Here is a 17,087-nt window from a genome sequence, read left to right as displayed (position 1 = left end):
CTGCAAGAATCTGAAGAATATCACGGCGATCCTCTTCCTTGAGGCTTTCGTAGTCTTCCAAATTTTCCCAATCTTCCTGATGAAGACGGTCGTGATGCGCCACTGCAATTTTGCGCAATTCATCAACAATGTCCTGTTTTAACTCTTCGATGTCTACGGCATCCTCTTTTGGCAGATCTCTATGATCCATCATGTAAGCCCTCCCCCCGACGCGCGCAGGCGTTTTTCAATCTCTTGTAATTGCGTCAATAAAGTAGAACGAGACGTTTGCGGCTCGTTTTGTTCCGGGTGATCCAGCGCATCTAAAATGCGTGCCTTCTGTTCCCGTAAACGGAAGCGACGAATCCGCGCAAGAAGTTCCTGTGCCATATCATGGCTGGCCGGTGCGGACACATGGTCCATCCACTCGGCAATATCCCGAGCTTCCTGCGAACACTCCGATTCCTTGATCCAATCCTTTTGCGGAGAAATTCCCGCATTTCTTAAATGACGAATGATGTGGAGCAGTTGTTGCAGTCCCGGATTTTCAATAAAATCCTGCTCCTCTTTCAGAATGTCATCACATTCTGTGTTTTGGCGTATCAGCCGTACCATTTCGCGTTCCAGGCGAAAGCGTTCCACGGCTAAGCCACTTGTTGCATACATACCCAAACTTGCGTCGGGGCTGTCAGCATTTATGTAAGACGACGCCGGATCAAAATCCTCCGGAACATCTTCCTCTTGTTCTGCTTCGAAATAATACGACGTTGGTGGAACATCCTCGGCCTGCTTGCCAGAAGTGCCACTCTTTCCAAACGATGATACGGACTTTTCTTTTTCACGCGAAAGCAACACTTGACGGCGCTCTTTCGCGTCATGTTTTACGCCTTCCACGCTAACCTTAGCCGCTTCGGCAACCTGTTGCGCCATCACATCTCGCATTGTTTCTTGCTCAATCGCGGCTAGAAAATCCAATGCGCGCGTTAAAAAGTCCATCCTCCCGCCGGAGTCGTCCAGGTCAAAGCCCGCCTCCAGCAATTGCAATTCAAAATCCAGCGGATCCATGGCTAAGGAGCAGTAATGACGAAACGCTTCCGCTCCCTCCGTTTTTGCCACATCATCCGGATCCTTGCCTTCCGGAAGCACCACCAGTTTGGGAGAAATATCCGCTTTACCGAAGACATCAATCGCTCGGCGTGCCGCTCGAATGCCGGCAGAATCACCATCATAACAAAGATACACGCGATCCGCATAGCGCTTCACAAGTTTTGCCTGATTTTCCGTCAACGAAGTGCCCAAAGACGCCACCGCATTGGTCACGCCATGATACGAAAGGGAGGCGACATCCATGTAGCCTTCCACTAAGATGATTTCACGATCATGCGATTCTTTTCGCACCTGAAACAGATGATAAAGATGTTCGCCCTTATGAAAGATTTCCGAATCCGGCGAATTCAAATATTTCGGCTTGCGATCCCCGATGGCTCGTCCGCCAAATCCGATCACCTTTTCTTGCACCGAAAGAATCGGAAACATGAGACGATCACGGAATTTATCATAATAGCCGGTCCCGCGATTGGAACGCGCAATAAGCCCCAAGGTCAAAAGATCCTGTGCTTCATAGCCTTTTTCAGTCAAATAACGATACAAGCTATCCCCTCTGCCATCGGCATAGCCGAGAAAAAAATCATTGATGATTTGCGCTTTAAACCCGCGATGTGCCAAGTACTGCAGCGCGCGTTCATTGGTCAACAAATTTTTATAATAAAAACGTGCGGTTTCCGCATTAATTTTATAATACTTTTCGCGTCTGGCCTGTCGAAAGCTTTCCTTGGGATCGCTCTCCACTAACGGGATATGATAGCGCTCTGCCAAATAGCGCACGGCCTCCATAAAGTCCAAATGCTCCATTTTCATCACAAAAGAAATGCCGTCGCCCGATTCACCACAGCCGAAGCACTTATACGTGCCCCATTCCGGTGTCACAAAAAAGGACGGGGTTTTCTCCTGATGAAATGGGCAACACGCTTTCATCTGCTTGCCGGAGGGTTTGAGATCCACGTAACTGCCGACGAGTTCCGCAATATCAATGGCTTCTCGTACTTGTTGAATTGTTTCATCCGATAGACGCATACCCCCTCCTTTCCCATTCCCGCCGTACAAAAAATCAAAATTACAGTATGGACCAGGCGCGCGGAATGAAGAGTTGGCGATACGTGCGAATCAAAAAATCATCCGTCATGCCGGCAATGTAATCAATCGCTTGTTGCTCCACGGAAGTAGGCTCTTGTTCAAAGCGATACAAACGACGATGATCCTCCGGCATAGCATCCGGATGGGCCACCAAATAGGATAAAAGATCCGTTAATATATGTTTTAATTTGACATTCTCGCCCTTCACCAAATCGTTCGTATACACCTCACGAAACATGAAAGCACGCAGCTTACGAGATGCCTCGTACACCGGTTCTTCCATAGCGATGGTATCCTTGCCGTAGCTGGCGCGAATTATGGCTTGGACCATGGTGGTAATACGCTTTGAATGTGTCTCTCCCAGAACAGCAATGCAGTCTTTCGGTAAATCCTCCATAGTGAGCACCCCGGCGCGCATAGAGTCGTCAATGTCATGATTCACATAGGCTATGCGATCGGCAAATTTCAACAGGCGTCCTTCCAGCGTAGCCGACATAGCTTCTCCGCTGTGGTGTTCGATACCGTCCAGCACTTCCCAGGTCAGATTTAAGCCGGGTACATCGCTGTCGCGACGATTTTCCAACAAACGCAGCACTCGAACGGATTGTTTAGCATGATGAAAACCGGGCGATAATTCCTGCAAAATCTTTTCTCCGGCATGCCCGAAGGGCGTATGCCCCACATCATGCCCCATGGCCATGGCTTCAATTAAATCCTCATTCAAGCGCAGTGCTCGCGCCATGGTACGGGCAATCTGTCCGACTTCCAAGGTATGCGTCAGGCGCGTGCGATAATGGTCTCCCTCCGGGGAAATGAATACCTGCGTTTTGTGTTTGAGGCGACGAAAACACTTGGAATGCAAAATGCGATCGCGATCCCGCTGATAGGCGGTGCGAATCGCATCCTCCGATTCCGGCCGTTCTCTGCCCTTTGAATCCCGCACATGAGCGGCAAAAGGCGAAAGTAACTCCATCTCCAAAGCTTCGGTATGTTCTCGAAGTGCAAGTTCCTGCTGCATCATCCCCTCCTCAACTCTCCCGACGTTGCACATCGGTGCCGAGCTGTTTGCGCACGTGACGCAATATCTGCGCTGCCGTTTCCTCTATCGTTTGTCGGGTCACATCAATGACCGGACAAGCAAAGCGTGCAAATACGGTTTCAGCGTAGGCTAACTCCTTTACAATGCGTGTCGTATCGGCGTACATGGACACATTGAGTCCCAGTGTCTGCAAGCGTTGTGAACGAATGGCATTGAGGCGTTCCGGATCGATCACCAGTCCCACCATCCTGCGCGGATCTACCCGATCCAGTGCCTGCGGAAGTCTAACTTCCGGCACTAAGGGAAGATTGGCCACATGATAGCCCTTAATCGCCAGTAACATGGACAGGGGCGTTTTCGATGTCCGCGAAACACCCATTAAAACAATATCGGCCTGCGGTAAACCCGTCTCCGGTTCTTTCCCATCATCAAAGCGTACGGCAAATTCGATACTCGAAATTTTATGCAGATAATCTTCATTCATCTCCCGCGAAAGTCCGGGAAGATAAACCGCCTTCTCCCCCAATGCTTCCTCCATGATGTGTATCGCCGGACTGTAAAGCGGTACCACTGCCAGATGCTTTTCCCGACAATACTGCCACAAAAAGTCGGCGACCGCAGGCATTAAGACAGAATGAAATACCAGTGCCACCTCTTCGGCATCTGTTGGAATGGTATTCAACACCGCCTGCACATCTTCTTGGCTACGGCATTGCGAAAAAAGCGTCAGCGTTACCGAGCAATGCGGAAATTGCGCCGACAGCGCCTGCGCCATAGCCTCCCCCGTTTCGCCGGTGGAGTCGGAAACGATATAGATATGCATCCGCTTTAACGTCTGGTCCATCCTGCCTCCTGCGGGAGGGCAAGTTTGCCCTCCGCTCTACTCACGCACAATATGATGCGGCACCAAAATACTTTGAATCAGCGCATTCACCTGCGCCAGCATGCCCAGGCGCGCGGCCTGTAATTTCTCATCCTTTACCAGAATCATGGTGTTATCCATGTAGGTATTGATCAACGGCATCCAATTTCTTAACAATTGCAGTGCCTGCGGGAAATGATCCTTTTGCATCGCATCGTTGATTTCTTCCGCACGTTCCAGCGATGCAAACATCTCCTGATCTTCCGGCTGCAACGCGCTCTCGTCCACTTCGTCCGAGGTGGCATTTTTTGCCATACTTTCCACGCGATTTAACGCCGTGATCAAAGTATCCTCCGGATCCTCCGCGGTCAAAGCATTCACTGCTTCCGCTTTACGGGAGAGGCGCAGATAATCGTCGTCCTCCGTAGCCAGAACAGCATCGGCTACGTCATAGCGAATGCCCTGTTCCTGCCACTTGGTACGCAGACGGCCGCGGAAAAAGTCGTTCACGCGGAAAATGACATCGTCATAATCGAAGACGAGACCTTGTTGTTCCACATAAAGAAGCAGTGCATCACGCAGTGCCGTCGTCAGATGGAAGTGCAGGGAATGTTTCTGAATGATGTCCAGCAAACCGATGACGGCGCGGCGCAGCCCAAAGGGATCCTGGGACCCCGTCACATTGATATCAATGGCAAAGAGTCCGGCCAAGGTATCCAACTTGTCGGCCACCGACAACAGCATACCCGCCGTCGTCTTCGGCAGCTCACCACCGGATTGACGCGGCATATACTGTTCTTGAATCGCCGTAGCTACGGCAGAGGGTTCGCCGTCTTCCGCCGCATAAATACGGCCCATGGTCCCCTGAAGCTCCGTAAATTCCACGACCATCTTGGTCACCAGATCGGCTTTAGAGAGATGTGCGGCGCGTTCGATATTCTTCTGAATGGATGGGCCACAGAAGAAGAGTTTGGCTAAAGATACGCCCAAAGATTCCAAGCGCTTCGTTTTGTCCAGCATTGTGCCGAGCGCCTCATGGAAGACCACTTCTTCGAGCTTTGGCACATACTCTTCGAGCTTTTGTGCCTGATCCTGGTGATAGAAGAACTTGGCATCCTCAAGGCGCGGAATCAACACCTTACGGTTGCCCTGGATGACATTTTCCAAGCCCTTTTCGTTGCCGTTACGTACGGAGAGGAAGTAGGGCAGCAGATGATTTTGGTCATCCACCACAGGGAAATACCGTTGATGATCCATCATCGGTGTAATAATCACTTCCGGCGGCAGTGCCAAATACTCTTGGGGCACATCGCCAATAAAGACGGTCGGATACTCCACAATGAATACGACTTCGTTCAGCAGTTCTTCATTGTGCATCGGAACGCCGCCCTTTTCGCGCGCCAGACGATTTAAACCGCGCAAAATGATATCGCGTCGTTTGCCCTCATCGATAATGACGTAATTCTTTTCCAATATCGATTCATAGGCTTCAACGTTTGGGATTTCGATGTTTTTGTCACCCAAAAAGCGATGGCCGTTCGTGCGGTTTCCCACGGGAATGCCTTCTAAATCCAACGGTAATACCTTGTCGTCCAACAGCGATACGATCCAACGAATCGGACGCAGGAAGCGCAAATTCTTGCCGCCCCAGCGCATGGAACGGGGGTTGGAAACTTTACGAATGGCATTTTCTACCACACCGGGTAACATGTCGGCGGGAGAAACGGCTTCTTTATGCAGGCGTGCAAAAACGTAATCATCCTTGCCATTGTTTTCAATATAGATGGCATCCTCGGTCAGTCCCTTGGAACGCAGGAAGCCCTGCAAAGCACGGGTCGGATTGCCATCAGCATCAAAAGCTGCTTTCTTCGAAGGACCGCGCACCACTTCTTCCGTGGCTGCATCGGCTGCCTTAATATCGTTTAACCACAATGCAAAACGGCGCGGCGTGGCTTGTACGCGCGTGCTTTCTGCCTGAAGGCCGGCTTCACGCAAGCCGTCAGACACATTTTGCAACAATTGCTCTTTAGTGGAGGCAATAAAGCGGGAAGGAAATTCCTCCACGCCCAATTCCAATAAATAGGTGCTCATGCACGTCCTCCTTCTGCCGGTTTCTCCTCTTTTGTGCCTGCCTCAGGAGCACCCGACTCTTTCAGCAGCGGGAAGCCCAGTTCCTCACGCTTCTCCAGCTCCAATTGCGCTACGGCACGCGCCAAATCGCGCACACGCGCAATATAGTGGCTGCGTTCCGACACGGCAATCGCACCCCGCGCATCCAAGACATTGAAGGTATGCGAGCATTTCAGCGTATAGTCATAGGCAGGATACACCAGTTTTTCTTCCACCTGGCGCAACGCCTCTTTTTCATAGCTGTCAAAAAGGGCATGCAACATCTCGACATCTGCCGTTTCGAACGAATATTTTGAATTTTCGTATTCCTGCTGATGGAAAATATCGCCATAAGTAAGATGCTCGTTCCATTGCAGATCAAAGACGTTATCCACTCCCTGAATATACATGGCAATGCGTTCCAGTCCCATCGTAATCTCCCCCGCTTCCGGGTTTAACGAGATGCCGCCGACTTGCTGAAAATAGGTGAACTGGGTGATCTCCATACCATCCAGCCATACTTCCCAGCCCACGCCCCAAGCGCCGAGCGTCGGAGATTCCCAGTTATCTTCCACGAAGCGAATATCGTGTTCCAGGGGATCAATGCCGATCGTGCGCAAGCTGTCCAAATACAGATCCTGAATATTGTCCGGTGAAGGTTTCAAAATGATCTGCAGCTGATGATGCTGATACAGACGGTTGGGGTTTTCCCCATAGCGTCCGTCCGCCGGTCGGCGTGAGGGTTCCACGTAGACCACTTTCCACGGTTCCGGACCCAGTGCGCGTAAAAAGGTGTTGGGATTCATCGTCCCTGCACCTTTTTCAATATCGTAAGGTTCCAACACTGTACAGCCCTTATCCGACCAATAGGCTGTCAGTGTAGCAATCATATCCTGTAGATTCATTCCTCCTCCTTCACTTCGTCATGCCATTCCCTGCCCGTTGCAGGTAATTTTACAGCAGACAAAGCTCTTCCATCATGTGGAGCGAGCCCAACGTACGGCGCTCCGTATGCGTCACATAATAACGAAAACAGATCCGTGCCAGTCGACGCCCGTCCACGGCATAAAATTCACGCGCGTTCATTATAGCACGAAGCGGCAAACGGATATAATTCCCAATAGCTTCATATTCCAAGCGGCTCAATTTTTCGGAGCGCACATGCGTTGCGTGCGCACTGCACGCAATTCCGCCCGCCTCATAATCCAAATACATATCCTCGGGATCCACCGACTCACCGCCAAAAATACAACGCGACAGCCGGGGACGAAAGCCCGAAAAACTACACAGCTTCAAAAAATACGCTGCCACGCCGTGTGCCAACAGGTTCTCATCTGCTTCTTCCAGCGCTTTCAAATACGCTTGCACCAAATAATATAAATTGGCGTCTTCCCCTTCCGGTAAGACCGCCATCAGCGCTTCACAGCCGAAACGAGCGCTTGTCAGTCTGCCTAACGAGCGGCGCAGCCCGAAATGAGCATCACGGATCGTCCCTTCTTTCAGATAGTTTGTGGAACGCCCGCGCACCAAATGAAAATCCCCTTCGACATAGGGCGCAGAAAGATTCAAAAAACGGCTTTTATTGCGCTTGGCGCCGCGCACCATTGCCGAAAGACGCCCCTCTTCCAGAGTCAAGATATCCACCATACGCGAGGAATCCCGCACATCATACGCCTGCAGAACAATGCCGGTTAAGTTTTTATTTTCTTCCATGGCTTCCTCTGCTAACGATGGGAACCGGGATCAATCAAACCCCAGCCGTTCCACCTTTTTCTTATTGCGGCGCCAGTCCTTATCCACCTTCACCCACAGTTTCAAATTCACGTGACAGTCCAGCAGCCTCTCAATGTCCTTGCGTGCCTCTCGTCCGATACGTCCCAACTTTGTGCCGCCCTTGCCGATCACCATGCCTTTGTGTGACGGCTTTTCGCAATATATCGTGGCATAAATATCATAGAGGGATCCATCCGGACGCAGTTTCATCGTATCAATCCCCACATGGATACCATGCGGAATTTCATCTTGCATATGATACAGACATTTTTCCCGAATGAGCTCAGTAATCAAAAAACGCTCCGAGCGATCCGTCACCATGTCATCCGGAAAATACTGCGGTCCTTCCGGCAGAGCGCGATAAATCCGATCCAGAAGCGGCGTTAAATCCTCTCCTTTTTTGGCCGAAAATGGCAAAACCACATTGAAAATATCCAATTCCTCATAGCGACGCTTTTCCGCCTCCACCATTTCCGGTGAAGCCAGGTCCGTTTTGTTAAGCAGCATCAACAGCGGAATATCATGAATGGTCTTCAAATGATCCAAAATGCGGCGATCCAAGGGACCGATGCGCGAAGAAATATCGGTTAAAAACAGGCACACATCCACGCCCTCCAGTGCCTCGCGCGACAAACGCAGCATGGTTTCTCCCAATTCATTCTTTGGAATCTGCACCCCCGGCGTATCCACAAAAATCGCCTGCATACGTTGATCGGTGTAAATAAATTGCAGTTTATGACGCGTGGTTTGCGGCTTGTTGGAGATAATCGACAGTTTCTCCCCCAGCAGATGATTGATCAGGGTTGACTTTCCGACATTCGGGCGTCCGATCACCGCAACATAGCCGGAGTGAAACGCCGCCGGCTCTTCCTCTCGCGACACGCCCAGAGCGCGCATAATGCGTTCCTCATGAGCGCGCATAACGCGCTTGTCCGCTTCTTCCTCGTGATCATAGCCAAGTAAATGCAACAATGAATGCACTGCAAGATAGAGCATTTCGCGTTCTTCACTGTGTCCGTATTCTTCCGCCTGCGAGCGCACGCGTTCCCGATTGATGACGATATCGCCTAACACGTCCAGTGTCCCCAGCCGTTTCCGTTCTGGGATTTCTTCCGCCTCATACACCGGAAAGCTCAGCACATCCGTTTCGCGATCCATACCGCGGTACGCCGCATTTAAGGTGCGGATCTCTTCGCCCGTCACAAAGGATACGGAGATTTCCGGATCCCCTTCGACGCCTTCCAGCTTCAGTCCCTTCTCCAGCGTTTCCCGTAAACGTGCCTCTTCCGCCTCCGTCCATTCCATGGACGCGTCACGGCAATCTACCCAGAGTTTCATGCTTTCCTCCGTGTTGTGTCGCGAGCATCGCCATGACTTCCGCGGGCATTGCTGCGATTCGCATGCGATGCGCTGCCGTTTTTATCGCTTTCCTGCGTCTTTTCGTATTTTTCAAACGCTTCGATCACACGCTGCACCAACGGATGACGCACGACATCAGTGCGTTGAAATTCGCAAAATGCCACGCCGTCCACATCGCGAAGAATTTTCTGAATGGTTTTCAGGCCGGACGTTTTTCCATTCGGCAGGTCAATTTGGGTCACATCGCCGGTAATGACGGCTTGGGAACCGTAGCCCATACGCGTTAAAAACATCTTCATCTGGGCGCTCGTCGTGTTCTGCGCTTCATCCAAAATTATGAACGAATTATCCAACGTTCGACCGCGCATATAGGCCAAGGGCGCCACTTCAATCTGTCCGCGTTCCTTCAGCTTTAAATAACTGTCTGCCCCCAAAATTTCATACAGCGAATCATACAGCGGACGCAGATAGGGATCGATTTTTTCCTGCAAATCCCCCGGCAAAAAGCCCAAGCTCTCACCGGCTTCAACGGCGGGGCGGGTTAATATGATGCGATTGACTTCATTATTCTTAAACGACTTCACCGCCATGGCCACCGCCAGATATGTTTTTCCGGTACCTGCCGGCCCGATGCCAAAGGTAAAGCCGTTATTGGCAATGGCATCCACATAGCGGCGTTGGCCTAAGGTTTTTGCCCGAATCGGTTTTCCCTGTGCCGTCGTCGTAATAATATCCGTTAATAACTTTTCCACAGGAACGTCTTCGTGGGCATTTTGCATATCAATCAAGTAATCTACCTCCGCCGGTGAAATATAGCCCTGTCGCGCAATAACCGCAAACATCTGGTCCATCACGCTTTCTGCGGCTTCCATATCGTACTCTTCGCCGGACAGCTCCAGTGCGTTTTCCTTGAGCTTCATCTTGACACCAAATTTGTCACCGATGGCTTTTGCATGCCCGTTCAGTTCTCCGAACAAAGCTGCCCAGTCCCTGGAGGAATGCTCATTGTTCGTCCATAGCATTTTCTTCACGATGCGTTACCCTCTCCTCTCCGTGGGTTGCGGCGTGCCACGCCCATGCCTTTGTCTTCCATTCATGGGTTAGATACCCGAACTTCAGCAAATCAGCACGGCACGAAAAAATGGCACCCCAAAGGATGCCATTTCTCAAGTTCTACTTTTTACGATTTTTACGACGAGCCGCTTCTGACTTCTTTTTGCGCTTGATGGACGGCTTTTCGTAATGTTCACGCTTGCGATATTCGGCTAAGGTGCCAGCGCGAGCGATGGAACGTTTAAACCGCTTCAGAGCACTTTCAATGGATTCATTGTCTCCGACGCGAACCTCCGGCATATTTTCACCCCCCTCGGGTTTAATTTCGTAACTTGCATTATAAACGAAACGTTTCGTGAAAACAAGAGGTAAGATCGCGTTTGAAAATCCCCTTCGATAATCCGCCACGCTTCGGTTTTACTTTGCGTCCGGATCAAAGCCCGGGAAGCGAATCTTCTTCCCACCGAGCACATGGAAATGCAGATGTGGAACACTCTGCCCGCCGTTTGTGCCGCAGTTGGTCACCACGCGATAGCCATCTGCCGCAAAGCCTTGCTCTTTGGCTACCTTAGCAATGGCTTCGAAAATATGGCCAACAATGGCGGCATCCTCGCCCTGGGCAAAAGCGTTAGAAGAAGCAATGTGCTTTTTCGGAACAAACAGAATATGAATGGGAGCCATCGGTTCGATATCGTTAAAGGCCGCAACCCATTCATCCTCATACACTAAATCCGTTGGAATTTCACCGTTAGCGATTTTGCAAAATACACAATCCATCTGATTCTCCTTCCTCAACTTACTTAGACCGAAGCGCTTCTTATCGCCATTATTTTACCCTAATCCGGAAAGGCCGTCGATCGAGCCCCATACTTTACGTTATTCTCGGCATACGCAAGCCATGACGCCTTCATTAAAATCTTACATACTTATAACATATTCATCACCCGCATTTTACACTGGGCGCCTCTCTAACGGCTATTTTTCAACGTTTATTGGCTATAATAAAGGATAATAAGATTTGTTTATCCTGCATTTCATCCCCTGTTTTTTCGTTAAGGGAATATAAACCGAAAGGAATCCAAATGAAAAAGAAATCCCGGACTTCTCTGTTACTGCTTTTCGCCATCGTGTTGATTCCCTGTCTCTTCCTCACCGCCTGCGATGAATTGGATAAAGAAAATACAGAAAACGGCAGCAATACTCACTCCTCCAGCGATTTCACCACACAGGCCGGCTCCGGCGACCCTCTTAAAATCGTAGCCGGTTCGGAGATGAAAGTGCTGGAACCGATTTTTGAAACGTATGCAAAAGAAAGCGGCAAGCGCATTGCCATCGACTATCTGGGATCACTGGATATCATGCGCCTGCTGGATAATAAAGACAATCCCTACGACGCTGTCTGGCCGGCTTCTTTATTGTGGCTCAATATGGGTGACAAAAACCATGTGCTCAAGCATATGGAGACCATCGCGGTAACACCGGTGATTTTCGGGATTCGCGCCTCCCTGGCTAAAGAACTGGGCCTCGCGGATCGCAACGATGTGACGATGGCAGAAATTGAAAAATGCATCAGCGACGGCAAATTAAAATTTGCCATGACGTCGGCAACGCAATCTAACTCTGGTGCCAGTGCGTATCTGGCGTTTCTAACGGCATTGTCGGATACCCCGAAAGACGGGATTTCCAAAGAGGATCTGGAGAATCCGAAATTGCAGGAACGCATTACGAAATTTTTGACGGGCGTTAATCGCTCCTCCGGGTCGTCCAACTGGCTCGTGGATTTGTTCTTAAAGGGCGGATTTGATGCGATGGTGAACTATGAACAGCTCATCATTCAAACCAATCAGCAGCTTGTTGCTAAGGGGCAGGAACCGCTTACTGCCATCTATCCTGTAGATGGCATTTCTCTCTCGGATTCGCCGCTGGCCTATGTGGATAAGGGCAATGAGAAGAAAGAGAAGGACTTTCTGGATTTTCAAAACTATTTATTGAGCAATGAAGGCCAGGCGCAAATCGAACGAACCGGTAAGCGCAATGCGTTCGGAAAAGTGAGCGAGCAAAATCAAGGATTGTATAAAAAGGAATGGGGTATTCAGCCGGATCGCCTCTTGGCGCCCATTCGTTTACCGCAAAACGCTGTGATCACGCAAGCGCTCGATCTCTATCAGACGAGCTTTAAAAAGCCTGCGTACACGATTTACGTTTTGGATTATTCGGGCAGCATGAGAGGTGTTGGCTACAACGCCATGATGTATGCGCTGCAGGAAATTCTATTGCCGGAAAACGCCAAGAAAGATTTGCTCTTAGGGACGTCCAAGGATAAGACAGTCCTGGTGCCCTTTGCGTCAGATGTGCATCGGGAAAAAGAGGCGATCGGCAGCGATCAAACAGAACTGTACAACTATGCGAAGGATTTTCAACCTCGCGGCGGTACATCGCTGTATGAAGCCTTAGACTATGCGATGGACTATTACGCAAAGCATGCCGAGCTGCTCCAAAATTACATTCCTGCGATCGTATTGATGACGGACGGGCAGGCCAATGGCAGCATGACATTCGAGGATTTTAACCGCTCTTATGAAGAGAAAAATCTCGGTATTCCAATTTTTCCGATTCTCTTTGGCAGTGCGGATGAAGACGAGATGAAGCGTTTGGCGGAGCTGACCAAAGCAAGAACATTTGACGGGCGGGAAAATCTTATTCAGGCGTTCCGCGCTGTAAAGGGATATAACTGATGGCCGGAAAATTCTTTGATCGTATTAAACTGATCCTGTCGGCGCAAAAGGAAGCGGATGCACGGGCAGAGCTGGATGCCTCGAATGGTGCCACACCGCGTGAAGGCATCGGAAAATCGGTCTTAGCGGGTATCGTCGGTTCTCTGGTGTTCCTGTTTTTACTGCTGGTGCTGCATTGGGCTTTTCCCATAGCTCTATTAATCGGCGCCGGATTAACCGTTGCTCTGCAATTTATGACGCGCTCGGTGGATCGTATCGGTACGACGCCCGTGTATAAGATCCAAAACGGGCAGGAAGCGCTTCGTGTGTTTCGAGAAACCCGCAAAAATTTAGATGAAATGCGCCAATTGCAATATCGCATCACCGATGGCGCTCTCTTCAAAAAAATCGATAGTTTAGTGCGTGTGGGCATGGATATCTTCTTCTATCTGACCGGACATCCGGATAAGATATTGCCTTCCGAGCATTTTCTGGAATACTACCTGTCCACGGCCAATCGCATCCTCAAAAACTATGTGGAAATGCAGAATGCACACATTTCGGACGATACCTTCAGTGCCATTCGCACCAAAACGTTTACGGCGATCGAATATCTGCAAACGCTCTTCACCAATCAGCGCGATGGGTACCACCTGGATGCGATACAGGATTTGGAAGAAGAGTCCGATCTGCTGGAAGAGACGATCGAAATGGGAGGAGGACGCAAATGAACCGAAACAAATGGATCGGCGTCGGAATATTGGGCATTGTGGCCGTAGTGGCCGCCATTTATATCTTTTTTGTTGCGAATCAGCCGAAGGATGTAGCCATTAACGGTCTGCTTGGCGGCGAAAAAATCGGCCTGTTTCAGAGTCAGGAATTTCTGGACACGATGAAGAAGAAAAATCACCTGAACGTGGATTATCGCAAAGCCGGCTCCATCGCTATGGCGGTGGAAACCGCACAGAATCACAATGCAGAAAACTATGACTACCTCTTCCCAGCCAGTAAGATGGCTGCTGAAATCTACAAGGAACAGGGCGGCACCGCCGTCGCCAGCGATATCATCTTCAATACGCCACTGGTGCTTTACTCCCGTAAACCGGTGGTGGACGCTCTGATGAAGCAAAAGGTGGTGACGCAGCGCGAAGGGATTTATTACGTTAATATGAAAAGTCTGGCGGCACTGATTGCCAAAGGCACGAGTTGGGAAAGTATCGGTCTGCCGCAGCTCTACGGCAATGTGCTGGTGGACACCACAGATCCGAATGCCTCGAACTCTGGCAATATGTTCCTCGGCCTATTGGCCAACAGCATCAATAACGGCAAAGTGGTCACCGAAGATACCCTGCCGCAGGTCGAAGAAACCGTGCGCCGCATCTATCAAGAGATCGGCCATATGCAATCCTCTTCGAGCGATATGTTTAACCAATTTTTAAAGCAAGGCGTCGGCGCCTATCCCATCGTGGCCGGCTATGAAAATCAGATTTTGGAACTCACCCGCATGGAACCCGATCTGTTTCAGCAGGTCAAGAGCGATCTGGTCCTGCTTTATCCTACTCCCACCGTCTGGGCGGATCACGTCTATGTGGCGTTAACGGAAAATGGCAAGAAGGGCATGGATGCGCTTCTGACAAAAGAAGTGCAGGCAATGGCTTGGAAAAATCACGGTTTTCGCACGATTGCTGCGGGCACCGCGGACACCTCTCTCTTTCCGGTAAAAGGCGTTCCCAAGGACATTACGGGCGTCATGCCCATGCCCTCCTATGCCGTGATGCAAAAGCTGATGCAAAGCATTCGATGATGCCATTGGCAAGAGAACTACGCACGGTACAGGTCCCGCGAGGGATCATCTATCATGGACGGCAACGTGCCTTTTCTGCGATGTATCGTTTATAATGGGGTCGGTCAGCAAACCGATCCCTTTTTGCTGTCCCTTAAATATTTCACTGCTCTGAAACATAGAATAGAAAGGATTGCTATGGCTTGTACAACTATTTTGGTCGGTAAAAAGGCCAGTTATGACGGTTCCACATTGGTTGCGCGCAACGAAGATTGCGGCAGCGACGGCTTTACAGCAAAGCGCTTTGAGGTTGTTCTGCCGGAAAATCAGCCGAAAGTCTATCGCTCTGTGCTGTCCCATGTGGAGATTCCCCTTCCGGAAAATCCGATGCGCTACACGGCCATGCCGGATGCCGATTTGAAAATCGGTCAATGGGCCGCCGTGGGCGTAAATACTTGCAACGTCTCCATGTCCGCAACCGAAACGCTCACCACCAATGTGCGCGTTCAGGGCGCCGATCCCATGGTCGAATACATTCCTGCCCAGGGCAAAGAAGGCGAAGAAGGCTATGTACCGGAAGTTGCCGGCGGCATTGGCGAAGAAGATATGGTCACTATCGTGTTGCCCTATATCAAAAGCGCCCGTGAAGGCGTGCTGCGCTTAGGCTCCCTTCTTGAGAAATACGGCACCTATGAAAACAACGGCATTGCCTTTCAGGATGTCAATGAAATCTGGTGGCTTGAGAGCATCGGTGGCCATCATTGGATGGCACGGCGTGTCCCGGACGATTGCTATGTCATCATGCCCAATCAGCTGGGCCTCGACCATTTCGATTTCGAAGACGCCTATGGCGCACAAAAAGACTATCTCTGCTCCGAGGACCTCAAGGAGTTCATGGAGAAGCATCATCTGAATCTCTCGTTTGATCAGGACTTCAACCCGCGTGATGCCTTTGGCAGCCACTCGGATGCCGATCACGTCTACAACACCCCGCGTGCCTGGGTTGCGCAGCGATTCCTCAATCCGACGGAAAATCGCTGGGACGGTTTGGATGCCGATTATCGTCCGACCGCCGACGATATTCCCTGGTGCCGTGTTGCCGAGCGCAAGATTACCGTCGAAGACGTCAAGGAAATTCTCTCCAACCATTATCAGGGCACGCCCTACGATCCCTACGGCAGCAAAGGCGATACCTCCCTGCACGGGCTCTTCCGTCCCATTGGCATCAATCGCAATTCCCAGCTTGCTTGCGTACAGATTCGTCCCTACATGCCCGAATCTTGCCGCACGATCGAATGGGTCACCTTTGCCAGCAATGTGTTTAACGCCTTCTGCCCGCTCTATGTCAATGTGAACCGTGCGCCGCACTATTTCACCTATACGCCGGCGCATGTATCCACCGACAGCTTCTACTGGGCAAGCCGCCTGATGGCCGCTCTGTCCGACCCCCACTTTTCGCAAAACATCGCCCATGTCGAACATTATCAGGAAAATGTCGGCTGGCGCAGCTACAAGCTTTTGGAAGAATGGGATAAGTTGGTGCTCGAGAAAGATATGAGCTATGAAGACAGTGCTTCTCTACTTGAAGAAGCCAACGAAGCCATTGCCAAGATGCTGCGTGAAGAAACCGATACGGCTTTGGATAATGTCCTCGAAGTCACCAGCCGTCTGATGAAAAACGCATTCGCGCGCGCAGACCGTTAAGACGTCGGATCATTCCTCAATCATTTTCTTTCCTGATCTCGCAAAAGTAGCGGTGGCATGTCCGACGAGGCGTTCGCCCACGTAGAGATGTGCTTCCGCTACCAGGATGCGTCGGCCGGGTTTAATGATTCTGGCATGGCAGAGAACGGTGTCGCCGGAGTGAACGGCGCCTAAGAAGTGATAGTTCATATCGATGGTGGCAACTTTATCGTTATAGACGACAAGGGCGGTAGCCATGGCAGCGTCGGCCATGGTCATGAGAACGCCGCCTTGCACCACGCCCTGGGGGTTCTGATGCTGTTCGGCATTGGTGACTAAGCGCGTGGTGGCGGTGCCTTCTCCGGCATCGGTAATTTCAATGCCTGAGGTGACCATAAAGCGATTGCTGGTGCGTCGTATATCGACCAAGCGTTCAAATAAGTCTTGTGAGATTTCCATAAGGCGTCCTTTCCGTTTTGAACGTTTTCTTAACTGCCGAGAGGGCAGATTCATATTCATGCATTCTACTTTAGGATACCC

General features: G+C 50.6%; 15 protein-coding genes. 4 read left to right on the top strand and 11 right to left on the bottom strand.

The genetic code is table 11. The features are described 5' to 3' along the window. Positions 1-189: 189 nt before the first annotated feature. The 10 genes from dnaG to BN98_RS00835 form a co-directional block, all read right to left on the bottom strand. A complete protein-coding gene (gene dnaG, locus BN98_RS07740; protein WP_019190211.1) occupies positions 190-2,112 on the bottom strand; it encodes a DNA primase in 1,923 nt (640 codons plus the stop codon). Positions 2,113-2,152: 40 nt separating this feature from the next. Further along, entirely contained in the window at positions 2,153-3,190 is a 1,038-nt protein-coding gene (locus tag BN98_RS00875) for a deoxyguanosinetriphosphate triphosphohydrolase (RefSeq protein WP_019190212.1), read from the bottom strand. A 10-nt stretch (positions 3,191-3,200) separates the two neighbouring features. Beyond that, positions 3,201-4,055, bottom strand: a complete 855-nt coding sequence (locus BN98_RS00870) for a pyruvate, water dikinase regulatory protein (RefSeq protein ID WP_019190213.1) — start codon at positions 4,053-4,055, stop codon at positions 3,201-3,203. A 36-nt stretch (positions 4,056-4,091) separates the two neighbouring features. Next, the gene (gene glyS, locus BN98_RS00865; protein ID WP_019190214.1) at positions 4,092-6,164 is read right to left on the bottom strand and encodes a glycine--tRNA ligase subunit beta; all 2,073 of its coding nucleotides are present in this window, start codon (positions 6,162-6,164) and stop codon (positions 4,092-4,094) included. Then, positions 6,161-7,087: a glycine--tRNA ligase subunit alpha gene (gene glyQ, locus BN98_RS00860; protein ID WP_019190215.1), complete on the bottom strand. Its 927-nt coding sequence runs from the start codon at positions 7,085-7,087 to the stop codon at positions 6,161-6,163. Before glyQ ends, glyS begins: the two co-directional genes overlap by 4 nt. A gap of 49 nt (positions 7,088-7,136) precedes the next feature. Beyond that, on the bottom strand, positions 7,137-7,895 hold the full coding sequence (gene recO / locus BN98_RS00855) for a DNA repair protein RecO (RefSeq protein ID WP_019190216.1): 759 nt from the start codon (positions 7,893-7,895) through the stop codon (positions 7,137-7,139). A 30-nt stretch (positions 7,896-7,925) separates the two neighbouring features. Then, entirely contained in the window at positions 7,926-9,293 is a 1,368-nt protein-coding gene (era, locus tag BN98_RS00850) for a GTPase Era (protein ID WP_019190217.1), read from the bottom strand. Next, complete coding sequence (locus tag BN98_RS00845) at positions 9,290-10,336, bottom strand: PhoH family protein (protein WP_019190218.1); 1,047 nt, start codon at positions 10,334-10,336, stop codon at positions 9,290-9,292. The genes era and BN98_RS00845 overlap by 4 nt, the downstream gene beginning before the upstream one ends. Before the next feature lie 151 nt (positions 10,337-10,487). Further along, positions 10,488-10,667: a 30S ribosomal protein S21 gene (rpsU, locus tag BN98_RS00840; protein WP_019190219.1), complete on the bottom strand. Its 180-nt coding sequence runs from the start codon at positions 10,665-10,667 to the stop codon at positions 10,488-10,490. A gap of 117 nt (positions 10,668-10,784) precedes the next feature. Continuing rightward, entirely contained in the window at positions 10,785-11,144 is a 360-nt protein-coding gene (locus tag BN98_RS00835) for a histidine triad nucleotide-binding protein (RefSeq protein ID WP_019190220.1), read from the bottom strand. Between the two features lie 305 nt (positions 11,145-11,449). Between BN98_RS00835 and BN98_RS00830 the strand changes: the two genes are divergently transcribed. The 4 genes from BN98_RS00830 to BN98_RS00815 all read left to right on the top strand — a co-directional run bounded on the left by BN98_RS00830 (position 11,450) and on the right by BN98_RS00815 (position 16,568). Further along, positions 11,450-13,102, top strand: coding sequence for a substrate-binding and vWA domain-containing protein (locus BN98_RS00830; protein WP_019190221.1), 1,653 nt, complete (start codon positions 11,450-11,452; stop codon positions 13,100-13,102). Further along, on the top strand, positions 13,102-13,812 hold the full coding sequence (locus BN98_RS00825) for a 5-bromo-4-chloroindolyl phosphate hydrolysis family protein (protein WP_019190222.1): 711 nt from the start codon (positions 13,102-13,104) through the stop codon (positions 13,810-13,812). The genes BN98_RS00830 and BN98_RS00825 overlap by 1 nt, the downstream gene beginning before the upstream one ends. Continuing rightward, on the top strand, positions 13,809-14,885 hold the full coding sequence (locus BN98_RS00820) for a type 2 periplasmic-binding domain-containing protein (protein WP_019190223.1): 1,077 nt from the start codon (positions 13,809-13,811) through the stop codon (positions 14,883-14,885). Before BN98_RS00825 ends, BN98_RS00820 begins: the two co-directional genes overlap by 4 nt. 177 nt (positions 14,886-15,062) lie before the next feature. Further along, positions 15,063-16,568, top strand: coding sequence for a C69 family dipeptidase (locus BN98_RS00815; protein ID WP_019190224.1), 1,506 nt, complete (start codon positions 15,063-15,065; stop codon positions 16,566-16,568). Positions 16,569-16,577: 9 nt separating this feature from the next. Here the strand turns inward: BN98_RS00815 and BN98_RS07735 are convergent, their stop codons facing one another. Beyond that, a complete protein-coding gene (locus BN98_RS07735) occupies positions 16,578-17,006 on the bottom strand; it encodes a PaaI family thioesterase (RefSeq protein WP_019190225.1) in 429 nt (142 codons plus the stop codon). Positions 17,007-17,087: the final 81 nt, after the last annotated feature.

Source organism: Levyella massiliensis, assembly GCF_000308275.2.
GTDB classification, from domain to species: Bacteria; Bacillota; Clostridia; order Tissierellales; family Peptoniphilaceae; genus Murdochiella; species Murdochiella massiliensis_A.
The sequence above is the reverse complement of the archived record's forward strand: the minus strand, read 5'-3'. Positions and strand labels throughout refer to the sequence as shown.